At 69.5% G+C, this 21,356-nt stretch carries 19 protein-coding genes; 6 read left to right on the top strand and 13 right to left on the bottom strand.

Annotated elements, in window-relative coordinates:
* The first annotated feature begins 89 nt into the window (after positions 1-89).
* Together ACTWQN_RS06035 and ACTWQN_RS06040 are read left to right on the top strand one after the other, a co-directional pair.
* Positions 90-1,358 (top strand): ATP-binding protein, encoded by a 1,269-nt coding sequence (locus ACTWQN_RS06035; RefSeq protein WP_443202307.1) that lies wholly within the window; start codon positions 90-92, stop codon positions 1,356-1,358.
* Positions 1,359-1,395: 37 nt separating this feature from the next.
* Complete coding sequence (locus ACTWQN_RS06040) at positions 1,396-2,091, top strand: response regulator (RefSeq protein WP_443202308.1); 696 nt, start codon at positions 1,396-1,398, stop codon at positions 2,089-2,091.
* A 43-nt stretch (positions 2,092-2,134) separates the two neighbouring features.
* On the opposite strand, the gene ACTWQN_RS06045 is transcribed toward ACTWQN_RS06040, so the two are convergent.
* Positions 2,135-3,229, bottom strand: a complete 1,095-nt coding sequence (locus tag ACTWQN_RS06045) for a DMT family transporter (protein ID WP_443202309.1) — start codon at positions 3,227-3,229, stop codon at positions 2,135-2,137.
* 184 nt (positions 3,230-3,413) lie between these two features.
* Between ACTWQN_RS06045 and ACTWQN_RS06050 the strand changes: the two genes are divergently transcribed.
* Entirely contained in the window at positions 3,414-4,310 is an 897-nt protein-coding gene (locus tag ACTWQN_RS06050) for a LysR family transcriptional regulator (RefSeq protein WP_443202310.1), read from the top strand.
* A 74-nt stretch (positions 4,311-4,384) separates the two neighbouring features.
* On the opposite strand, the gene ACTWQN_RS06055 is transcribed toward ACTWQN_RS06050, so the two are convergent.
* From ACTWQN_RS06055 to ACTWQN_RS06080, 6 genes are all read right to left on the bottom strand, one after another.
* The gene (locus ACTWQN_RS06055; RefSeq protein ID WP_443202311.1) at positions 4,385-5,896 is read right to left on the bottom strand and encodes a serine/threonine-protein kinase; all 1,512 of its coding nucleotides are present in this window, start codon (positions 5,894-5,896) and stop codon (positions 4,385-4,387) included.
* A 207-nt stretch (positions 5,897-6,103) separates the two neighbouring features.
* Positions 6,104-7,501 carry a serine/threonine-protein kinase gene (locus ACTWQN_RS06060; RefSeq protein ID WP_443202312.1) on the bottom strand — a complete coding sequence of 466 codons (1,398 nt, stop codon included), beginning with the start codon at positions 7,499-7,501 and terminating at the stop codon, positions 6,104-6,106.
* A gap of 566 nt (positions 7,502-8,067) precedes the next feature.
* On the bottom strand, positions 8,068-8,817 hold the full coding sequence (locus ACTWQN_RS06065) for a hypothetical protein (RefSeq protein WP_443202313.1): 750 nt from the start codon (positions 8,815-8,817) through the stop codon (positions 8,068-8,070).
* 200 nt (positions 8,818-9,017) lie between these two features.
* Complete coding sequence (locus ACTWQN_RS06070; RefSeq protein ID WP_443202314.1) at positions 9,018-9,944, bottom strand: hypothetical protein; 927 nt, start codon at positions 9,942-9,944, stop codon at positions 9,018-9,020.
* A 33-nt stretch (positions 9,945-9,977) separates the two neighbouring features.
* Positions 9,978-10,706 carry a PIG-L deacetylase family protein gene (locus tag ACTWQN_RS06075; RefSeq protein ID WP_443202315.1) on the bottom strand — a complete coding sequence of 243 codons (729 nt, stop codon included), beginning with the start codon at positions 10,704-10,706 and terminating at the stop codon, positions 9,978-9,980.
* A gap of 198 nt (positions 10,707-10,904) precedes the next feature.
* On the bottom strand, positions 10,905-11,219 hold the full coding sequence (locus ACTWQN_RS06080; RefSeq protein WP_443202316.1) for a hypothetical protein: 315 nt from the start codon (positions 11,217-11,219) through the stop codon (positions 10,905-10,907).
* 182 nt (positions 11,220-11,401) lie between these two features.
* Here ACTWQN_RS06080 and ACTWQN_RS06085 point away from each other — a divergent pair, with 182 nt between their 5' ends.
* The gene (locus ACTWQN_RS06085) at positions 11,402-12,205 is read left to right on the top strand and encodes a 3-hydroxybutyrate dehydrogenase (RefSeq protein WP_443202317.1); all 804 of its coding nucleotides are present in this window, start codon (positions 11,402-11,404) and stop codon (positions 12,203-12,205) included.
* A 295-nt stretch (positions 12,206-12,500) separates the two neighbouring features.
* On the opposite strand, the gene ACTWQN_RS06090 is transcribed toward ACTWQN_RS06085, so the two are convergent.
* The gene (locus ACTWQN_RS06090; RefSeq protein WP_443202318.1) at positions 12,501-12,806 is read right to left on the bottom strand and encodes a chorismate mutase; all 306 of its coding nucleotides are present in this window, start codon (positions 12,804-12,806) and stop codon (positions 12,501-12,503) included.
* Positions 12,807-13,134: 328 nt separating this feature from the next.
* Entirely contained in the window at positions 13,135-13,821 is a 687-nt protein-coding gene (locus tag ACTWQN_RS06095; protein ID WP_443202319.1) for a DedA family protein, read from the bottom strand.
* A gap of 482 nt (positions 13,822-14,303) precedes the next feature.
* Here ACTWQN_RS06095 and ACTWQN_RS06100 point away from each other — a divergent pair, with 482 nt between their 5' ends.
* A complete protein-coding gene (locus ACTWQN_RS06100; RefSeq protein WP_443202320.1) occupies positions 14,304-16,784 on the top strand; it encodes a UvrD-helicase domain-containing protein in 2,481 nt (826 codons plus the stop codon).
* Between the two features lie 246 nt (positions 16,785-17,030).
* On the opposite strand, the gene ACTWQN_RS06105 is transcribed toward ACTWQN_RS06100, so the two are convergent.
* The 3 genes from ACTWQN_RS06105 to ACTWQN_RS06115 form a co-directional block, all read right to left on the bottom strand.
* Entirely contained in the window at positions 17,031-17,465 is a 435-nt protein-coding gene (locus tag ACTWQN_RS06105; RefSeq protein WP_443202321.1) for a nucleotide triphosphate diphosphatase NUDT15, read from the bottom strand.
* Positions 17,466-17,532: 67 nt separating this feature from the next.
* Positions 17,533-17,937, bottom strand: a complete 405-nt coding sequence (locus ACTWQN_RS06110) for a VOC family protein (protein ID WP_443202505.1) — start codon at positions 17,935-17,937, stop codon at positions 17,533-17,535.
* 78 nt (positions 17,938-18,015) lie between these two features.
* Positions 18,016-19,647, bottom strand: a complete 1,632-nt coding sequence (locus ACTWQN_RS06115) for a class I SAM-dependent methyltransferase (protein ID WP_443202322.1) — start codon at positions 19,645-19,647, stop codon at positions 18,016-18,018.
* Between the two features lie 63 nt (positions 19,648-19,710).
* Here ACTWQN_RS06115 and ACTWQN_RS06120 point away from each other — a divergent pair, with 63 nt between their 5' ends.
* The gene (locus ACTWQN_RS06120) at positions 19,711-20,244 is read left to right on the top strand and encodes a GbsR/MarR family transcriptional regulator (RefSeq protein ID WP_443202323.1); all 534 of its coding nucleotides are present in this window, start codon (positions 19,711-19,713) and stop codon (positions 20,242-20,244) included.
* A gap of 74 nt (positions 20,245-20,318) precedes the next feature.
* Here the strand turns inward: ACTWQN_RS06120 and ACTWQN_RS06125 are convergent, their stop codons facing one another.
* The gene (locus ACTWQN_RS06125; RefSeq protein WP_443202324.1) at positions 20,319-21,011 is read right to left on the bottom strand and encodes a M23 family metallopeptidase; all 693 of its coding nucleotides are present in this window, start codon (positions 21,009-21,011) and stop codon (positions 20,319-20,321) included.
* Between the last annotated feature and the right edge of the window lie 345 nt (positions 21,012-21,356).

Below are 21,356 nucleotides of genomic sequence, written 5' to 3' on the forward strand. Positions count from 1 at the left end.
AAGTCAGGGACGGTCCCTGATGCCCGTGCCCGCGCGATCGTGTGACCATCAATGCTGTGACGGCCCGGTACAAGCGGAAACGGACTCGTGTGACAGCACCCGAATCGACGCACCCGCCGCAGCGCCGACCGGATTCCGCGTTCCCGCCGCTGCGCCGACGCCGCACCGGACGGCTGCTCGCCGGGGTGGCCGGTGGCGTGGCCGACCACCTCGGTCTGCCGGTGCTCTGGGTGCGGGGTGCCTTCGCGATACTCGCCGCGTGCGCCGGGGCGGGCATCCTGGCATATGCGCTGCTCTGGGTTTTCGTGCCGCAGGGCCGGGGCACGGAACGCCCGGTGTCGGTCAAGGAGCGCCAGCAGGGTTTCGGCATGATCCTGCTCGGCGTCGGGGCGCTGGTGGCGGTCGGCTCGCTGGTGTCCATGTCGGCGTGGATTGCCGCTCCCCTGGTGGTGGTGCTGGTCGGCGCCGCGGTGGTCTGGCGGGAAGCCGACGAATCGCAGCGCCGCCGCTGGCGGCAAGGCGCGCGATCCGGGGTGGTCGGTGTGCTGCTCGGCGACGGCGGGCGGGCGGCGTTGGTGCGCATCCTCGCCGGGGCGGCGCTGGTGGTCGTGGGCATCGTGGTCTTCCTGGCCAGAAGTGCCTCGATCGACGAGGTCAGCTTCGCGCTGCTGGCCGTCGCCGTCTCGCTGGTCGGTGTCGCGGTGCTGACCGTGCCGTGGTGGGTGCGCCTGGTGCGGGATCTCAACGTCGAGCGGGCCAGCCGGATCCGCTCGCAGGAGCGCGCCGAGATCGCCGCGCACCTGCACGACTCGGTGCTGCAGACCCTCGCGTTGATCCAGAAGCAGGCGGACTCCGAGCGCGAGGTGCGTCGACTGGCGCGGGGACAGGAACGCGAGCTGCGGAACTGGCTCTACGGTCCGGACGGCTACGGTTCCGAGCGCCGCTCGGCGGCCGACGACGGGCCCGCCGCCACGTTCTCGGCCGAGCTGAGCCGGATCTGCGGTGCGGTGGAGGACGCCTTCGCGGTCAAGGTGCAGCAGGTGGTGGTGGGTGACTGCGATGTCGACGAACGGCTGATCGCGCAGCTCGCGGCGGCCCGCGAGGCGGTCGTCAACGCCGCCAAGCACGCCGGTGTCGTGGAGGTCAGCGTCTACGCGGAGGTGGAGGCCGAACAGGTCTCGGTGTACGTCCGGGACCGCGGCGCCGGGTTCGACCCGGACACCGTGCCCGACGATCGGCACGGCTTGGCCGACTCGATCCGGGGCCGCATGCAGCGGCACGGCGGGCGGGTCAAGGTGCGCACCTCGCCCGGCTCGGGCACCGAGGTGCAGATGGAAATGCCCAGGGCCGCGGCGTGAACTCACGTACGCTACCGGGCGAACCCAGCGATGGAGGATGTTGATCGTGACCGGTGAAGCGACTGCCGACGTCAGCGAATCCCGGCCGGTCCGGGTGTTCCTGGTCGACGACCACGCGTTGTTCCGCGCCGGGGTGCGCGCCGAGCTCGCCGCGACGGCCGACCAGGTCGAGGTGGTCGGCGAGGCCGGATCGGTGGCCGAGGCGGTCGCCGGGATCGGCCACTACCAGCCCGAGGTGGTGCTGCTGGACGTGCACATGCCCGACGGCGGTGGTGCCGAGGTGCTGCGGCAGGTCCGCAGCCAGCCGACCGACGTGGTGTTCCTGGCGCTGTCGGTGTCGGACGCTGCCGAGGACGTCATCGCGGTGATCCGGGGCGGCGCGCGCGGGTACGTCACCAAGACCATTTCCGGGCGGGAGCTCGCGGACGCGATCGAGCGGGTGCGGGCCGGCGACGCGGTTTTCTCGCCTCGGCTGGCGGGTTTCGTGCTGGACGCCTTCTCGGAGGGCCCGAACTCGGCGCCGGTCGGTGACCCGGAACTCGACCTGCTGACCCCTCGGGAACGCGAGGTGCTGCGGCTGCTGGCGCGCGGCTACGCGTACAAGGAGATCGCCTCGGAGCTGTTCATCTCGGTGAAGACGGTGGAGACGCACGTGTCCAGCGTGCTGCGCAAGACGCAGCTGTCGAACCGCTACGAACTCTCCCGCTGGGCCACCGACCGCCGCCTGGTCTGATCCGGCGGTCCGCCCCGCCTGCGCGGCGCGGACCGCCGGTCGGTCACTTCATCGGGTTGCTGCTGGCCAGTTCGGCGTAGAGCTGGGAACCGCGCATCAGGGCGAGGCGGAACCGGGCCCACCGGCTGAGCGGTCCGATCGGCGGGAGCTCCGAAGTCCGGGGCGCCAGCTTGACGCTGCCGCTCGCGGCGTCCCCGGTGCGGGGTTGATCCGACATCTCGTCCTCCTGGTCCATTGCGCGAACGTCAGTTGTGACAGCGGTTTTCGAAGCGGGCGTGCGACGGGTCAGGGCGACGCCGAGCAGCACGATCGCCATGCCCAGCAGGATTCGCAGCCCCAGTTCTTCGCCGAGCAGCAGCCAGCCGAGCAGCACCGACACGATGGGCATCAGGTAAGCCACGGTGGATGCGGTCGTCGCCCCCTCGTCGTTGATGATCCGGTAGTTCAGCGCGAAGGCGATCCCGGTGCCGAAGATGCCCAGCGCCGCGATGGCGAGCAGCCCGAGTGGCGCCCAGCGAACCGGCTGCAGGCCGTCCAGCGGCAGCGCCACCAACGCGAAACCGGTGGCGGCGATCATTTGCATCGCGGCCAGGGTCAGCGGCGCGAGGCCGTGGCCACCGGTCAGATTCCGTCCGATGTAGACATATCCGATGCCGTAGCTGACCGCGGCACCCAAGCAGGCGAGCACACCCCAGCTGAGCAGGCCACCGCCCTGCCACGGCGCGAAGATCAGCAGCACGCCGAGGAATCCCAGCAGCAGCCCGGCGATCCGCGCGGGCGGCATCGCCTCGCGGCCCGCGAACAGCCCGAACAACACCGTCCAAAGCGGCGTCGTCGCGTTGAGCACGCCGGTCAGGCCGGAGTCCACGGTCTGCTCGCCGAGGCCGAACAACACCCACGGCAAGGCGCTGCCGAACAGCGCGGCAACCGCGACGTGCCGCCACAGCCTGCGGTCGCGGCTCATCCGCAGGCCGCGCAACGCGCACAGCGCCAGCAGGACCAGGGCGCCCAGCACGATGCGCAGCAGTGCGATCTGGGTCGCCGAAAGCGCGCTCAGGCCGAGCTTGATCAGCAGGAAGCTGGTACCCCACAGCAGTGCCAGCACGCCCAGCCGGACGTAATTGGTCGGGTTGTTCATGTCCTCTCCGGTCTTGTGGGACACCTGGCCTTCGAGGTGTCGGTGTCGGTCCGCCGGGACGGTAGGCCGTCGGTGCTTCGGTGCCTGCCGAACCGATCTCCGCCTCCCACGTTGCGCCAATCAAGGCGTAAGGACAAGTGAAATAAACTCAATCAACATTTCAGATCTGCTGTATCGTGGGGTCATGCTGGACGTACGCCGAATGCAGGTGCTGCGCGCCGTGGTCACCAGCGGCTCGGTCAGCGCGGCGGCGGTCAACCTCGGGTACACCCCGTCCGCGATCAGCCAACAGCTGTCCACGCTGGAGAAGGAGGCGGGCACGCCGCTGCTGGAGAAGGTCGGGCGCGGGCTCAGACCGACCCCGGCCGGCACGCTGCTGGCCGAGCGCGCCGGGCGGATCGCCGAACTGCTCAGCAACACCGAGGTGGAGCTCGCCGACATCCGGGCCGGGCGCACCGGCCTGCTGCGGGTGCGGTTCTTCCACACCGCCAGCGTCGGGCTGATTCCGCCCGCGGTCGCCAAGTTCCGCGCCGAGCACCCCGAGGTGCAGCTGGACCTGCGGATGCAGGAGGCCGGGCTGGTCGACGAAGTCGCCGCGGGCGAGGCCGATCTCGCGATCATCGTGGTGGGCCGCACCGCACCCGAGCGGCGCGGCGTGCGGTTCGTGCACCTCGCCGACGATCCGTACCGGGTGGTGCTGCCGAAATCGCATCCGGTGGCCGCCCAGGAATGCGTCGACCTCGTCCAGCTGGCCGGTGATTCCTGGGTTAACAGCGCCCTGACCAGCGACGACGTCTGCTCCCAGCTGCTGCGGGACGCCTACGCCAGCGCCGGATTCACGCCCAAGGTGGTCCTGGAGACCGATGGCAGCTATTCCGCGCAGGGTTTCGTGGCCGCCGAACTCGGCATCGCACTGGTCCCGCGCCTCGGTCTCGACGTCGTGCACCCCGACGTGGTGGTGCGGTCGGTGCGGCATCCGGAGCCGGTGCGCCGCCTGTACGTCGCGGTGCGCGAGACGGTGGCCGACCGCCCGGCCACCCGATCCCTGCTGAGCACCCTCTTGGAGATCGCGCGCGCGTGAGCAGGGCTTTCGCCGGAACAACCGGGCGGAAGCGCCGCTCACCCAGCACCTGCCGCGCTCACGACCGCGATGGGTCAGCCGTGGCTGTCGGTGTTGATCAGGGGCTTGCCGTCCCGGGTGGTGACCATGCCCAGCACGTGCTGCTCGGTGATCTTGGCGTGGTCCTTGGTGAACTGCAGCGTCACGACGACGTTGGTGCCGTACTGCACCGGCTCCCCGATGATCTTGACGTCGTCGATCGACTTCCAGAACGCCTCGTAGTTGTCCTTGCCCTGCGACTGCAGGGACGGGCCCAGCAGGTTCCACGCCTGGTCCAACCGCCTGGGCACCAACGAGTAGTAATCGCGCACCACCTCCAGGATCTCGGCCTGGGACGGCTGCTTCGCGGTCGTCGGCGTGCTGGTCTTGGTCGGTGTGGCCGAAGGCTTCGACTCGGCCGACGTGGTCGGCGGGTTCGACGGCACGTCGGTCGGCGCTGCTGGCTCCGACGGAGCGGGGGTCGGATCTGGTTGGCCCTGCGATTGCCCGTCGCCGAAGGCGTTCGCGGTGAGGACCCCGACCAGCACCGCCGCCGCGATCGCCACCACCCACAGCACCACCTGGCGGTAGTTGCGGCGCGGCGCCTCGGCCGATACGGCGTCGCCGACCCGGGTGGGCGGGTTGGCCGCCGGGGGCGGACCCATCCGAGTACCGGCCGCTGGTGTGCGCGGCGGTGCCGCCGGAGGCCGCTGCCAGCCGACGTTCGGCGAGGCGTTCGGGATCGGCCGTCCGTCGAGCACGGCCTGCAGCAGTTCGCGGGCCTGCGCCATGGTCGGCCGGTCGACCGGATCCGGCCGCAGCAGCTGCATCAGCGCAGGGGCCATCGGACCGGCCTGGCGCGGCGGCTCGATCTGCCCGCGCGCCACCCGGTGCAGCAGGCTGATCGCGTTCTCATCCAGCCCGAACGGCGGCCCGCCCTCGATCGCCGCGTACAGCGTCGAGCCCAGCGAGAACACGTCGGAGGCCGGTGCGGGATCCCGCCCCAGCGCCACCTCCGGCGCCAGGTAGGCGGGCGTACCGGCGAGGATCCCGCTCTTGGTGACCGCGACGTCCCCGATGGCCCGGGAGATGCCGAAGTCGGTGATCTTGGCGATGTCGTTGTCGCCGAGCAGGATGTTGCCCGGCTTGAGGTCGCGGTGCACGATGCCGGCCATGTGCGCCGCGGCGAGCGCGCTGGCCACCTGCACACCGATCCGGGCCACCTGCAACGGCGGCAGCACGCCCTGTTCGTCGATGACCGACGCCAGGCTCTGCGACGGCAGGTATTCCATGACCAGCACTGGCTGGCCCTCGTCCTCGGCGACGTCGAACACGACGATCGCGTTCTGGTGCTGCAGTCGGGCGGCGATGCGGCCTTCGCGCATCGCCCGCTGACGGGCTTCCTCGGTCTCTTCAGGGGTGTAGCCGGGCTGCAGCAGCAACTGCTTGACTGCGACCGTGCGGTGCAGGCGCTCGTCCACCGCCTGCCACACCACCCCCATGGCGCCGCTGCCGATCTGCTGCTGCAAGCGGTACCGGCCCGCGATCAAACGACCTTCGGCGCTCACCGGTGTCTCCTGGTACTGGCTGTGCCTAGTTGGACAGTACTGACCGGACCCCCGTGGCCAGCTTTCACCCGACGGTGTGCAACGTTACTGGGCGTCTCGTACCCGGCCACACACCGGGGCCACCGAGCTCCGAGAACGCCAGCGGCCGGGGCGCCCACCTCGCGGTGAACGCCCCGGCCAACACGCCTCGGCAATCGGGTAAGACCCTCAGCCGCCCGCGCTGCCGGTCGCGGTAGAGGTGGGCTCGTCCTCGGAGGAGGTCGGTTCGTCCTCGTCGGAAGTCGGTGGACTCGTCGTCGTCGGCGGCCGAGTCGTACTCGTCGGCCTCGACGTGGAGGTCGGCGAGTTGGTCCTGGTCGTCGTCGGAGCGTTCCGGGTGCTCGTCGGTTCAACCTCGCTCGTCGGCTCGACCGGGACCTGCGGCGCCTGCTCCTGCGTGGTGCCCGTGTTGCCGGTGTTGGTCGGCGGGCCAGGGGTGTTCATCAGCGCCGAGGTCACCAGCACCGCGATCACCGCGACCGCCACCAGCGCGATGCCGGAGATCACCACCGGCCGCTTGCTCCTGCGCGGCTTCTCGTAGATCGCCGCATCGCCGCGGGTGTCGGAGCCCATGTACGAGGTCGCGTCCTCGTAGGCCTGCTCCGAGTACGGGTCCTCTTCGTAGTAGGCGACGGTGGTGCCGTCCGAACCGACGACGCTGGTCGGGGCCATGTCCGGCTGGCTGGATTCCGGGGCCAGCGCGGGCGGGATCGGCGCCGCCATGGTCGGGATCGAGGTCACCGAACCGCCCTCGGCCACCGACTGCAGCATGTCGCGGACCTGCGCCATGTCCGGCCGGTCCTCGACCCGGTTGGCCATCATCGCCATCAGCGGCTGCGACATCGGCCCGGCCTGCTGCGGCGGCTCGATCTTCCCGGCCGCCACCGCGTGCAAAAGCGCGAGGGTGTTCTCGTTGAGCCCGAACGGCGGACGGCCCTCGATCGCCGCGTACAGCGTGGCGCCGAGCGAGAACACGTCGGAGGCGGGCGTCGGCTCCTGGCCCATCGCCACGTCAGGCGAGAGGTAGGCGGGCGTACCGGCGAGCATCCCGGTCTTGGTGACCTGGACGTCGCCCTGCGCCCGGGAGATCCCGAAGTCGGTGATCTTCACCTGGCCGTTGTCGCCGAGCAGGATGTTGCCCGGCTTGATGTCGCGGTGCACGACACCGGCGGCGTGCGCCGCACCGAGCGCCGAGGCGACCTGCGCACCGATCCGCGCCACCTCGCGCGGCGGCAGCGGTCCGTGCTCGGACATCATCCCGGCCAGGCTCTGCGACGGCAGGTATTCCATGACCAGGACCGGCTGACCCTCGTCCTCAGCCACGTCGTAGACCGAGATGGCATTCGGGTGCTGGAGTCGAGCCGCGATTCGGCCCTCCCGCATTGCCCGCTGCCGCGCTTCCTCGGCCTCACCCGGATCCAATCCGGGCTGCAGCAACAGTTGCTTGACCGCGACCGTGCGGTGCAGGCGTTCGTCGACACACTCCCACACCACGCCCATCGCGCCACTGCCGATGCGTCGCTGCACTCGGTAGCGTCCGGCGACCAGGCGACCTTCGTCGCTCACCGACGTCTCCCCGTACTGCTATCGATGTCCAGCGGGCACCGCAAGATCCCGGGGAAAGGTGATCCCGGGTACGGCCCCACCGAACAACGGCGGATTTGGCGGACCGGCTCCGGCCCCCCGACATGTACACGTGCTCAATGCGATTCGGGTCAGATCACTCGAACCGAACCGCGATTAGGGAGCCTAGCCGACGCCGTGTCGGCGTAGGCCCGAAGTCGAAAAGATCCGTACAACCCAATTCGACGTTACGCCGACGGCCGGTTCCGTCTGCCGAACGGGATCGATTCCACAGCCGTTTCCGCTGGTGGCGTTGGTGCTACTGGGCGATCGGCGGGGACCGCCGGAGCAGCGAACCGGTTGCGGAGAGCAACGATATCGACGGGGCCCGGTTCGTCCCGGTACTCGCCGCGGGCATTCGGCGGGAGCGTGTCGTTGCCGCATTGTTGTGAGAGCCCGTTCTTGGTCTCCCATCCTTGGTCGTGATTGCGGAAGCGCGTTCCCGCGCGTACGCACTCACGACCAGCGGTGCGCAGGCGTGGGCGCGGGAGAACAGCCCCGCTGGGAACTCACCCCGGCGTGATGTGCCGGGCACTGAGCAATTCCGCACCGACGATCTGCGGATGGGTGTCGGACTCGATGGTCAACAACTGGCGCAGCACCACTCGGTGCCCGTCCGGATAGCCGGCCTCGACCTCCGCCAGCACCTGCCGGTCCGAGACGGCCCGCATCGACGGTTGCACCGACTCGACCGCGTCCCACGCTTCGGTCAGCTGCGCCTGCTGTCCGGCGAGCAGTTCGGGCGCCATCAGGGAGGCTGCGGCGGTCGGGTCCTGCGCCAAGTCCCGGTAGAACTCGCTGACCACGTTGATCGCCGATTCATCGCTACCGGCCGACGGGTTCGCGGTGCTGCGCTCCGCGGCCTCCGGTTCCTCGGTGGTGCTGGCCGGGTCGACCGCTGTGGCGAAGCCGCCGTTGTCGGCGAACGGCCAGCGGGCGTCCCGCACCAGGTCCGGTCGCAGCGCCAGCGCCCCCGCGATCGGTGTGGCGGGCGCCGTCGGGCGTGGTGCGTCGGCGGGCCGCGCGATGATCGCGGCGCTGGTGACCGCGGCGCCCAGGAGCAGCAGGGCCCCGACCGCCCCGAAGGCGATCCGGGTGCCCAGCGGTGGTGCGCCGTCCACCGGCTCGGGCGTCTTGAGCAGCTGGTCGGCGAGTCGTTCGTGCTCGGGCGACATCGGCTGGCGCTTGATCAGCTCGGCCACGGTGACCGAGCCCGAAGCGCCGCGGTCGCGGCGTCGGATGGTCGAAGGATGCTCCACGGCGGCCCGTCCTAGTGCGTACGCCTGTTCGGTTGAAGGCTTGCCTGACGTGACTGTGCTGCCGAGTTCATCGGGTTTTCGCACGACGTCTTCGCGAACTCGTACCCCGCCAGCGCGCGGATCGAGAGGCCTTGCTGCGCAGTTCACTGGAAGAGATGGCACGCGATGACACGAATGGAGCAGTGGATCACCATGCGTGATCAGGAAATCTGCTCGTCCGAGGCGATCAACGGATCGCGGTCCAACGTGTACCGCAACTCGCGGCGCTGGGTCTGCACCGAGCCGTCCGACCTGGTCAGCCGCAGGGTGTGCACCGTGCTGGTCGGGGTCACGTAGACGCCGACCACCTCGACCGACGCGGCGTGCGCGTACCTGGCGGCGAACGATTCGTAGCCCTCGGCCCGCAACAGCCCGGTGGTCAACGCGTAGGCGCCGGGCAGATCGCCGCGCCCGATCGCGGCGTAGTACTCGTCGCCGCGCCGTTTGATCGCCTCGGTATCGGTGAGCGCCAGCAGGTACGGGGCCTCGGTGGTGCTCGCCGGGGCGGGTGGCGTGGCGCTGGCTGTTGCCGAACCCGGTACCCCGGGGACCGCGCCACCGATCGTGTTCGGCCGGTTCGGGCCCGGTACGGTCAACGGCGGCAGCAGCTGCACCGAACCGGTCACCCGCACCGCCTCCGGCCGGGTCGGATCGCCGGTCAGGTAGTACGGATCGGGCTGCGGCAACGGCGGGTAGTCCCCGCCGCGCGGCATGCTCGGCAGGTCCAGGCCTTCGATCCGCGTCGAGCTGTCGGCCAGGAACGCGGTGACGAGCACCAGCCCGCCCAGCGCCGCGGCCGACGAGGCGATCGCGAACCACGCCGCCTGCCGCCAGGTGCGCGGCGGGGTCACCGAGGCCGGGACCATGCCCAGGTCGAACTTGTGCAGGCCGCCGACCGGCATCGTGTCGACCAGCGGATCGGGCACCAGCCCCGCGGCCAGCGCGTGCGATCCGCTCGCGCGGGGTCGGGTCGTCGGCGTCCAGGCGACCGCCGACTCGGTCTTGCGGTGTCGACCGCGCGGTGGCGGTTCAGCGCTGGGCGGCCAGTCGAGTTGGCCGCTCCAGCCGAGGGTTCTGCCGCTGTGCATCGGAGTCTCGACTTTCTGCGACTCGCGGGGAGTTCACGACGTGTCGACTACGTGGAATGCCTCGGCGAGCCGACCGGCCATGCCGTGCCGGTCGGCCATTCGTGCCAGATGCCGCCGGATCATGCCCTCAAGATCGTCGAGATGCGCGGTCTGGGACCGATGCGCGGCCAACGCGGCCAGCTTCGCCTCGAAGTAATCGGTGACGTCGACGGCGCAGTTGATCCGCTCTTCGGGTGATCCCGACATCCAGAGCTCGTTGACCGTCCACGGCTGCAGGCCTTGCTCCAGCAGTTCGGGGTAGGCGAAGCCGTTGCGCGCGTCCGGGTAGATCGCGGCCAGAGTCGCCTCGCCGACCGCGCGGTGGTCCGGATGCGCCGTCGGGAGGTGGGTCCAGTTGATCTCCGGGGAATGGCTGATGACGCGGTCCGGGCGGACCGTGCGGATCATCTTGGTGATGTCCCGCCGCAGTTGCAGGCTCGCCGTGACCTGCCCGTCCCGGTGGCCGAGGAACCGCACGTCGGTGACGCCGACGGCGGCAGCGGCGGCGCGCTGCTCTTCCTCCCGGACGCGGGGCATGTCCTCCCGCGGCATGTCGTCGAAGCCGCCCGCCCCGCCCGAAGTGCACACGCAGTAGGCGACCTGCACACCTGCGGCGATCCAGGAGGCGACGGTGCCCGCGGCACCGAAATCGACGTCATCGGGGTGCGCGGTGATCACCAGGGCACGCCGGACGGCTGTGGACGCTTCCGGCGGAGTGGTCATGGTCACAGCCTAGGGTGCGCACCCGGCAACTCCAGAACGGGGTCGAATCAACACGCACTGTGATCGATTTGCACTGGTTGGACGATCAGATCGCGCCGAATGGTCCAATTTTGGGCAGGTTCACGCCACTGCGCGCACAGGTCGCCGGGCGGACGGCCACGCCATCCGCACCGGCACGCGGAAACGAGTTCCAGGCGCTCAGAACTGACCGTTGCGGAACTTGCTCTGGGTGGACTGCAGGGCCTTGAGCGAGGCGATGCCGCCACCACCGCCGAGCAGCATCGCGAAGATGTCCGCGCCCGCTGAGTCGCCGGTGCTGATCAGGAAGGCCAGCAGGGTCACGCCCAAGCCGACTCCGGCGATCGGGAACCGCTTGCGGGCGAAATCAACTGCTGGCTGGCCGCCCGCGCGCTTCTTCGCCGCCGACGTCAGCATCGCGAGGTAACCCGCGTGTCCGGCAGCGGCGAGCACCGCGGCCAGCGTGATGAGGAAGGCCACTAGACCGAGAACCATGACCACAGTCTGCCTCGTCCGGGCGCTGCCCGGTATGGGTGTTATCCCTGATGTCCCACCGCGACCGCGATGTTGCCGTCAGCGCGCGGAACAGGCCGCGCCTCCGGCAGGTGCGGCCGAGGTGGAAAAGGTTGTGTTCGGCCCCTGGATCGAGGCCGGACTCACGCCTAGGTTCTCAGGCTATGAGCGATTCCTCGGCCGAGTCGGTCGGTACGAACTCCGCGCGATCCGGCGCCGACGGCCCGGATCTGGCTGGCAAGCGCGCCCTCGTCACCGGTGCGGCCAGCGGGATCGGTGCGGCAGTGGCCCGCCGACTGGCGGCGGTCGGGGCCGAGGTCATCGCGGTGGATCGGTCGGCCGACGCGGTCGAGGCGGTCGCCGCCGAGATCGGCGCCGAGGCCCGGGTGGTCGACCTCACCGATCTCGACGCCGCCGCGGAACTCGGCGACCGGGTGGACATCGTGGTCAACAACGCCGGTCTCCAGCACGTCGCCCCGATCCACCAGTTCCCGACCGGCACCTTCAGCACGATGTTGCGGGTGATGGTGGAGGCGCCGTTCCGGATCGTGCGAGCCGCGCTGCCCGGCATGTACACCCGAGGTTGGGGGCGGGTCATCAACATCTCTTCGGTGCACGGCCTGCGCGCTTCGCCGTACAAGAGCGCCTACGTGACCGCCAAGCACGCGATCGAGGGCCTGTCCAAGACGATCGCCCTGGAAGGCGCGGGCCACGGGGTGACGTCCAACTGCGTCTGCCCGGGCTTCGTGCGCACCCCGCTGGTGGAACGCCAGGTCGCCGAACAGGCCGAACTGCACCGGGTGCCCGAAGGTCAGGTGGTCGAGGACGTCCTGCTGGCCCGCACGCCGATCAAACGCCTGGTGGAACCGGCCGAGGTCGCGGAGCTGGCGGTGTGGTTGTGCGGTCCCGGCACCACTTCGATCACCGGGGCGTCGTTCCCGATGGACGGCGGCTGGACGGCGAACTGAACCCTCGCCGTCGCCGGAGACCCGGCAAGGCGGCGCGGGCCAGATCGGTGGGCGGTTCCCGGCCGTCGTTGGTCAGAGCCCGTGCACGTGCCGCACGGGCCACCTGGGCGGAGCATTCGCCCAGGTGGGTGCGGTCGGGTTTGGGAGCCTGCCCTCGATCTCGTTTCCGAAGCGGCGCCGATCGTCCCGGCTCCTACGGCCGTTGCCCCGCCAGGCAGAACGAGTTCAACGGCAGGCCCCTGGTGCTTGCTGTTGGGCTGGGGCGCCCGACAACGCGTTCGCGACGTGCGCCTTCTCAGCGCCCGAGGCGGCCGCGGCCGAGGCGCAGCAGGATCATCGCGAGTTCGCGGCCTTCCGGACCGAGCTCGCGGTAGCGCGCGAGCACGTCCATCTCGCGGTTGTAGACGATGCGAGGTCCGCCAGCGGCCATCCGGGCCTGTCCGACCTGGCGGGAGACCTCTGCGCGGCGCTTGACCAGGCGCAGGATCTCGGCGTCCAGGTAGTCGATCTCTTCGCGGAAGTTGGTGATGGCCTCCGCAGCGGCCAGCTCCGTCGAGGAGGTCTCGGACTTCGGCTGGTCACCGTCCACAGTGGCGTTCATCGGGCGTCGTCCTCCGGCTCCAGCCCCGTCCCCGGCCCGGAACGCGCGAACGCCCCGAGTCCGAGGACCCCGGGGCGTCGTAGTGGTATTGAGCTCACGCAGCTACGGGCGCCGGAGTCCCGGGCCCGTAGTAAAACTCGTAGGTCTGCGTTCGCACTGGCCCAGTCTGCCACATCGCGCATCGGCCCGGCCATGAGGTGGAGCGCACTTCCCGAGTGGTGGAACCGAGAGCCCGCGGGGAACCCGGTTTCGCGGAACCATCGATCACTAGTTCGAGTTAATCGCTTGCCAGTCCGCCGGACCAGCGAGGATCTTGGCAGCATGACGATCAGTTCTCTTGACGACCGGTACGACTGCCAACCGCGACCGGCGGGTGCTCCGGAGCCTGCCTCCTGGACTGCCGACGAGCGCTGCGGATCACGATGCCGATGGCCGTGGCAGCACCTGCGCACGTCAGCGCCAACGCCGTCCAGCCGTAACCGATCGCCCGGGCGGTCTCGCCGAGCGCCACCGAGGCGGCGACGTGCACGGCCGCCCACAGCGTGGCGCCGATCGCCGCCAGCACGAGGAAGCGGCGGAACGGCAGTCGCAGCGTGCCCACCACGGCAGGCACCACCGCGTGCACCACCGCGACGAAACGGGTCGTGATCAGTGCCCGTCCCCCGGAGTCGAGCACGACCGCCTCGGCCGCCTGCCAGCGGCGCGCGCCGATCTTCCGCCCTGCCCAGGTGTTGCGCAGTCCCGGGCCGATCAGCCGACCCAGCCAATAACCACCGGTCTGCCCGATCAGGTTGCCCAGCAGCGCCGCCAGGAACACCACCGGCGCCCACCGGACGCCGAGCACCGTGGTGATCAGCAGCAGCGTCGCCTCACCTGGGATCAACAAGCCGATGAAGAGGGAGGTTTCCAATGACAGCAGGACCAGCACCAGCAGCACGCACAACCACGGGTTCAACGTCGCAGCCCAGGCGACGAACTCCCGGATCGCGACGTCGATCTGGTTGATCAGATCCATGGGCAGCTCATTCCGTGGCGGGTGCGGGGAAGTCGGTATTCACCGTCCCGGCCCGCAGCGCGCGGCGTATCGGGGTAAGTCCCTAGCCGACCCCGGACGTCGACGTCCGGGCACGGTCAGGGGGACTGCGAAACCGTTTGGTGGAGATTGCGGGATTGATTGCGGGGATTGATTTCGGGGATGGGAGTGCGGTGCACGCGACCGCACGTTCGCGCCCGGCAGGTTCGCGTCGGGCAGGGCATGTCCGCGTCGGGTGCTGGTGGCGGGTTTCCGGTGTCTTGGCGACTCGTGCCGCTGCGGGTATTCAGCTGCTGTCTCACGAGGACAATCCAGGTGCGGTGCCTCGGACGCGATGTCGGGCAGCTGGCGGCCGAAGCGGTGTCCGAAGGTCCGTTGCGCGGCTTGCCTCGCAAGGCGATCTCGGACCCGGAACCCACCGGGATTCGGGTTCTGTCCGGGCTCGCCGGTAACGTGGAACAGCGATGAGCACCCCACTAAACCTCCAGTGGCACAGCGATCTGCACGGATCGCCGCAATCGGCCGGATCCGGTCGCTCCGCACGGCCCGACCAGGATCCGGAGGCGCTGCTCACCGGCCTGAATCCGCAGCAGCGCGATGCCGTGGTGCACACCGGCTCGCCGCTGCTGGTCGTGGCGGGTGCGGGGTCGGGCAAGACGCGGGTGCTGACCAATCGCATCGCCCACCTGCTCGCATGTGGTGTGCATCCGGGCCAGATCATGGCGATCACCTTCACCAACAAGGCCGCGGCCGAGATGAAGGAACGCGTGGTCGATCTGGTGGGGCGCCGCGCCAACGTGATGTGGGTGTCGACGTTCCACTCGATGTGCGTTCGGGTGCTGCGCCGCGAGGCCAAGACGTTGGGGCTGTCGTCGAACTTCTCGATCTACGACGCCGACGATTCCCGGCGGCTGATCACCATGATCGCGCGGGAGCAGGACCTGGATTCCAAGCGCTACCCGGCACGCAGCCTCGCGGTGCACATCTCGAACCTGAAGAACGAGCTGCTGACCCCCGAGGCCGCCGCCGAGCAGATCGGCAACGACATGGAGCGCAAGGTCGCCGAGGTCTACGCCGCGTACCAGCGTCGGCTCGTCGACTCCAACGCGATGGACTTCGACGACCTGATCATGCGCACGGTCGAGCTGCTGCAGGACCACCCCGCGGTCGCGGAGTACTACCGGCGGCGCTTCCGGCACGTGCTGGTCGACGAGTACCAGGACACCAACCACGCGCAGTACTCGTTGGTGCGCGAGCTGGTCGGCACCGAGGGGTCCGACAGCGGCATCGAGCCGGGTGAGCTGTGCGTGGTCGGCGACGCCGACCAGTCGATCTACGCCTTCCGGGGCGCCACGATCCGCAACATCGAGGAGTTCGAGCGCGACTACCCGCAGGCCCGGACGATCCTGCTGGAGCAGAACTACCGCTCCACGCAGACGATCCTGTCCGCGGCCAACGCGGTGATCCGGCGCAACCCGAACCGCCGCGACAAGCGGTTGTGGAGCGATGCCGGAGACGGCGAACCGATCGTCGGCTACGTGGCGGACAACGAGCACGACGAGTCGGCGTTCGTGGCGGGCGAGATCGACCGGCTGGTCGACGAGGGCGCCGCGACGTTCAACGACATCGCGGTGTTCTACCGGACGAACAACCAGTCCCGGGTGTTCGAGGAGGTGTTCATCCGGCTCGGGTTGCCGTACCGGGTCGTCGGCGGGGTCCGCTTCTACGAGCGTCGAGAGGTGCGGGATGCGCTGGCCTACCTGCGGGTGCTGGACAACCCGGACGACACGGTGAGCTTGCGCCGCATCCTCAACGTGCCCAAGCGCGGCATCGGGGACCGGGCGGAGGCCGTGGTCGCCGTGCACGCCGAGCAGGAGCGGATCACGTTCGCGGCGGCGCTGCGGCAGGCGGCGGCCGGAGAGGTCGCGCTGCTCAACACCCGGTCGCGGAAGGCCATCGCGGGTTTCGTGGCGCTGCTCGACGAACTGCAGGAGGTGGCGGCGCAGGCCGATGTCGCCGAGATCCTGGAAACGGTGCTGGAGCGCACCGGTTACCGGGCGGAGTTGGAGGCCAGCGACGACCCGCAGGACGCCACGCGGGTGGAGAACCTGACCGAACTGGTCACGGTCGCGCGGGAATTCACCGAGACCCGCGCGGGCGCCGCCCCGGCCGACGAGTCCGCCGCTGATGTCGACCCGTCGGCGGAGGCCGTGGTCTCGGCGGTGGTACCGGCTGCCGAGGACGCGGAGGAGACATCGCTGGGGCTACCCGCCGACGATTCGCTGTCGGCGTTCCTGGAGCGCGTCTCGCTGGTGGCGGATGCGGATTCGCTGCCCGAGGCCGGTGATGGGGTCGTCACCCTGATGACCCTGCACACCGCGAAGGGCCTGGAGTTCCCGGTGGTGTTCTGCACCGGTTGGGAGGATGGGGTCTTCCCGCACCTGCGCGCGCTGGGCGAACCGGCCGAGCTGGCCGAGGAACGGCGGTTGGCGTACGTGGGCATCACCCGCGCCCGGCAGCGGCTGTACCTGTCGCGGGCGTTGCTGCGGTCGGCGTGGGGCCAGCCGATGGCGAACCCGGCCTCCCGGTTCCTCACCGAGATCCCGGACGAACTGGTGCAGTGGCGGCGGATCGAGCCGGAGCGCGCCGCCCCGCAGGTGCGCAGCACGTGGGGCAGCCGAGGCGGGTTCGACCGCACCGGGTCGGATTCGGCGCAGGCCCAGGTCGCGGCCCGTGGCATGCGCAGCACGGGTGTGCAGGGCTGGAAGGACACCGTCTCGATCAAACTTGAGGCTGGCGACCGGGTCACCCACGACAAGTACGGGCTGGGCACCGTGCTGTCCACCGAGGGTGACGGACCGCGTGCCACCGCGACGATCGATTTCGGCAGTTCCGGCACGGTCCGGCTGATGCTGATCGGCAGCGTCCCCCTGACCAAGCTCTGAACCAGCGCCCAAAGCCCAGTCCTCCAACTCGCTAGCCCGGCTGCCCGGGTCGAGGTGCCTGTCCGCGAAGCGGCTGCGTGGAACTCGGCTGCTGCGGGTGGGGCGATTTCGCGCGCAACCCATCCGCAGCGGCAGCAGAACGAGTTCAAGAAAAGGGCTGAGCGGCTCGTGGCGAAGGAACAGGGGTGGTTCCACGCGGGTTGCCGTGCCTGCAGACGCCGTTCTGTGCGCACTGCCCGAGACCGCTCAGCTAGTGCCGGTCGGCGGGCGCCAGCCGTCGGCTATCAGCGCCTGAACCGGCCCGAACAACGGGTCGGGTAGTGCGTCCCACTCGTGCCAGCTCCAGCCTTCGACCTTGTCCGGCTCCCGCACCGTCGGCTCGCCGGTCGCGACGACGAGGTGGTGCAGCGTAACGAAGTGCAGGCCTTCGGCGGCGAAAACGTCGCTGGTCCAACCGATCGGCGTGACTGCGGTGGCGACCAGCCCGGTCTCCTCCGCCAGCTCACGCGCGGTGGCATCCGCGGGCGATTCCCCGGCGTCGACCTTGCCACCGGGAAACGACCACTGCCCGGCACCGTGGGCCCCCAACCGCCGTCCGAGCAGCACCTGCCCGTCGCGCACCACGACCGCACTGGTCCCGACGAACGGCCCCCGCAAAAGCTGATCATCGCTAGCGTCCACGAGAGCAATCGTCGCAGAGACAACCCGCCGACGGTGAACGAGAAACTCCCAGTCCAAAGAGGACTGATCAGGAATTCGTCGCGTCCGGTGAACCCGGCGTGCACGGCCTCGCCCAGGTCCCGTCCGGACGCGGGTGCTTGGGCTCGTAGAGCCCGATCTCGGCGCCGCTGGGCAGGCGGAACGCGGTGAGCAGTCCCCAACCCTCGTCACTGACCGGGCGAGTGACCTCGACCCCCTCGGCCCGCAACTGGCCGACGGTGGCCGCGACGTCATCGCACATCAGGTAGAGCTCGCAGGCAGCATCCCCATCGGTGGGATGGGTGGCCAGTTCAGCGGGCGGCAACCCGAAGATCAACCAGCCACCTCCCGCGTCCACAGACCCGAACCCGAGCACATCCCGGAAGAAAGCCCGATCCCGCTCCGCATCCCGGCTGAACAACAACAAATGCGCCCCGTTGATCATCGCCACCACCTCCAACAAGGGGTGAAGGGCACCTTCCACCAACTTACTTGGTAGAAGGTGCCCTTCACCCCGCCCGCATCGGGTGAATCAGAAGCGGTAGCGGAGCATTCTGCCCAGACGGCGAATCGAGGTGAGGTGTCCGGATGCGCGCAGTGCCGCCCGCACCGGTGTCGGGTACCGGTCCAGCTCCGGCGCATCGGTGAACGACCACTCGGTGACCAGCCGCAGGCCAGGTACGGCGGATTCCAACGATCGCGGATCGTCGATGCCCCACTCCAGGTGCGCCCCGGCCCGCACCACCACGGGGTTGAACCGGTTGGACCCTCGAACGCCGAGGCTGCTGAAGGCGTCGAAAAGCAGTTCCCCGCTGGGGAAGTGCTCGGTGATCCGCCGCAGCAGCGCGAAACCGTCCGATTCGGACAGATACATGGTGAGGCCTTCGGCGACCATCAGGACTGGCCGATCACCGGGGATGTCGTCGAGCAAACCGGGTGCGGTCACCGAGGAGCCGATGGTGTGGCGGTGCGGGAGTTCCGGGAAGAGGCGTTTGCGCAGCTCGACGACATCCGGCTGGTCGATGTCGTACCACTCGACGCTCGCCGGTGGGTCGACGCGCTCGAAACGGCTGTCGAGCCCGCAGCCGAGGTGCAGCACGGTCATGTCGGGTCGGAGCGCGTCCTCGACCCAGCGATCCAGCGCATTGGCGCGGATTGCCACCGAACCGGCGTTGCGTGCGCTTATCTTGAATTTGCTGAAGTCGTAGTCGATGCGCTGCACCGCCTCATCGGCCCAGCGGTCGCCGAGCATCGGATCGGCCGAGCGGTTGTCCAGCGCGCGCAGGTAGAGCGTGGCGAGCATGGTCGCCTGCGCGCCGGTGAGTTCGACCTTCTCCTGCGATTGCTTCGCGAAGCTGTAGCGCAGCAGGCGCAAGGCGTTGCGCACCGGCGGGATCGCGTGCATCACCTTCGCGATCGCCCGGTTCGCCGGCTCCAACTTCGCCACCCCTGGCAGGTCCAGCAGGGGGAGTTCCTGTCGCAGCCGGAGTCCGGGAACGTGGAGTTCAACGGTGTGCGGATCGCCGATGCCCCAGTGGAAGCGGGCTCCGGTCCGCTGCAAGAACCAGGAGAAGCGGGCGGCCGGGACGGTCCACGGCAGCGCCGCGTCGAACATCATCTCGCCGACCTCGAACCGCTCGACCAACCGCCGCAGCAGATCCAGGCCGTCGGCCTCGGTCAGGTACATCACCAGTCCCTCGGCGACGACCAGCGTCGGCCGACCCATCGGGATCTCCTCCAGCCAGTCCCGCTCGGTTACCGATGTCGCGATCGTGCGGTAGTTCTCCGGCTGCTCGGGGTAGAGCCGATTCCGCAGTTCGATCACGTCGGGCATGTCGACGTCGTACCAGTGCACCCCGGCGGGGACCTTGAGCCGGAACGCCCGGCTGTCCAGGCCGCAGGCCAGGTGCAGCACCACCGCGTCGGGGTGCTCGGCGAGGTATTCGGCCACCCAGTCGTCGAGCTGCTTGGCCCGCATCGTCACCGTGATCAAGTCGCCGGAGCCGAGGTGCAGGCTGCGGAAGTTGAAGTCGATGCGGTCGAGTAGTTGATTCGCTGTTTCGTCCCCGAGCACGGGGTCGGGCCTGCGACTGTCCAGGGCCCTGGCGTAAAGCGGGCCGAGCAGGGTCTGCTGGGCACCGGTCAACCGGATCTGTTCGGTCACGCCACGCACGTTACAGTGGTTTCACGAAATCGTGAAATAAAGAAATCGTATAAAATCTATCGGGTGATCGACACGGCTGGCGAGGATCGGGACATGACGCAACGCAGCAGCGACGAGCGGTCCGGCGATGCGGACGCGGTGCTGCGGTTCGTCGAGCAGTTCGCACTCGACCTGACCGCCGCCGGTTTCCCGCGGATGGCGGCGCGGGTGTTCGCGAGCTTGCTGGTCGCCGAGGAGGGCCGCCGCACCGCCGGTGAGCTCGCCGAGGTTCTCGACGTGAGCGCGGCGGCGGTCTCCGGTGCGGTCCGCTACCTGGCGCAGGTGAAGCTGGTGGTGCGCGAACGCAGCCCGGGTGAGCGGCGCGATCACTACCGGGTGATCGACGATCTCTGGTACGCCAGCATCATGAACCGCGATGCCGACCTGCTCGACTGGGAACGGACCCTCGCCGAGGGTGTGACGGCGGTCGGCGCGGACTCGCGGGCGGGGATGCGCCTCGACGAGACGCGGCAGTTCTTCGAGTTCCTGCGCGGCGCGATCCCGGAACTGATGGCCCGCTGGCGCCAACAGCGCCGCCAGTCATCGGAAGCTGGGTGAGCGGAGCTTTCGCCCGGAACAACCGGGTCGAAGCTCCGCTCACCGGAACCTCCGCGCTAGCCGGAACCTTTGCGCTAAACCGGGGAGATGCCGCGGGCCTGCATCCAGGGCAGCGGGTTGATCTTCTTGCCGCTGGTGTTCCACACCTCGAAGTGCAGGTGCGTACCGGTGGAGAAGCCGCGGTTGCCCATGGTGGCGATCTGGTCGCCAGCTTTGACCTTGTCGCCCTCGTCGACCGTGATGGTGTTGACGTGGCCGTAGACGGTGATCGTGCCGTCGGTGTGCTGCACCCGGACCCACAGGCCGAAGCCGCTGGCCGGGCCCGCCTCGATCACGACTCCGTCGGCGACGGAATAGATCGGCGTGCCCTTGGCGTTGGCGATGTCGATGCCGTAGTGCGTGGTGCCCCAGCGCCCACCGAAACCGGAGGTGAAGTTGCCGAGAGCGGGAAGGACGAACTTCGGCGCTCTCGCCGCTTGCTCGGCGGCGATGCGAGCGGCGTCGCGTTCCTGGGTGATCCGCTCGCTCTTGGCGAGTTTCTCCATCTCTGCACCAGCGTCGGAGGCCTTCGCGACGGGGAGCATCGCAGGTGCCGGGGCGCTGCCGCCCATGCCGGTGTAGGAGGGAGTGGCCATCGCGTTGCCGAGTGATGCCGAGGCGTCCGATGGGTTGAAGTCGTCGTGGTCCGGGGCGGCGCTGCCCTCACCGGCGGCCATCGACTGACCGGCGGCCGCGAAGGCGCCGGCGGCGACGGCGGCGACGACCACCCGTCCGCGCCAGACCGATGCGGATGAGGAGCCCCGGGTGTTGCTTGGATTGCTGGAGGGGTCGTCGGGGGACGCCTCCGCATAACCCGGGGAGTGTGCTGCGCCGCCGGGGGAGCGGTGTCGAGCCAATGCCTGCCCTTCCGTCTCGGGGAGCCGGATCACGTTTCCCGGGCGGGGATCCCGGGGGCCGATCGGGGAACCGGCCGAAGGTTGTCCTTCGTGATCAGACCGTGACAACGGACCGGGGGACAGTAACGAAGCTGATCCCTTAGGGGCAAATCCCGGTAAGTGACATCTCGGATACGGCGCGTGTTCGGCGGGGCCCGGTTGTCAGGCGTGTGTGGA

Origin of the sequence: Saccharopolyspora antiqui (assembly GCF_052246905.1) — a bacterium.
Classification (GTDB): Bacteria; Actinomycetota; Actinomycetes; order Mycobacteriales; family Pseudonocardiaceae; genus Saccharopolyspora.

Excerpts from the sequence above, each read along its gene's own strand:
- ACTWQN_RS06040 (WP_443202308.1), top strand. The coding sequence starts at position 1,396 with ATGTTGATCGTGACCGGTGAAGCGACTGCCGACGTCAGCGAATCCCGG.
- ACTWQN_RS06045 (WP_443202309.1), bottom strand. The coding sequence starts at position 3,229 with ATGAACAACCCGACCAATTACGTCCGGCTGGGCGTGCTGGCACTGCTG.
- ACTWQN_RS06050 (WP_443202310.1), top strand. The coding sequence starts at position 3,414 with ATGCTGGACGTACGCCGAATGCAGGTGCTGCGCGCCGTGGTCACCAGC.
- ACTWQN_RS06070 (WP_443202314.1), bottom strand. The coding sequence starts at position 9,944 with ATGCACAGCGGCAGAACCCTCGGCTGGAGCGGCCAACTCGACTGGCCG.
- ACTWQN_RS06075 (WP_443202315.1), bottom strand. The coding sequence starts at position 10,706 with ATGACCACTCCGCCGGAAGCGTCCACAGCCGTCCGGCGTGCCCTGGTG.
- ACTWQN_RS06080 (WP_443202316.1), bottom strand. The coding sequence starts at position 11,219 with ATGGTTCTCGGTCTAGTGGCCTTCCTCATCACGCTGGCCGCGGTGCTC.
- ACTWQN_RS06085 (WP_443202317.1), top strand. The coding sequence starts at position 11,402 with ATGAGCGATTCCTCGGCCGAGTCGGTCGGTACGAACTCCGCGCGATCC.
- ACTWQN_RS06090 (WP_443202318.1), bottom strand. The coding sequence starts at position 12,806 with ATGAACGCCACTGTGGACGGTGACCAGCCGAAGTCCGAGACCTCCTCG.
- ACTWQN_RS06095 (WP_443202319.1), bottom strand. The coding sequence starts at position 13,821 with ATGGATCTGATCAACCAGATCGACGTCGCGATCCGGGAGTTCGTCGCC.
- ACTWQN_RS06100 (WP_443202320.1), top strand. The coding sequence starts at position 14,304 with ATGAGCACCCCACTAAACCTCCAGTGGCACAGCGATCTGCACGGATCG.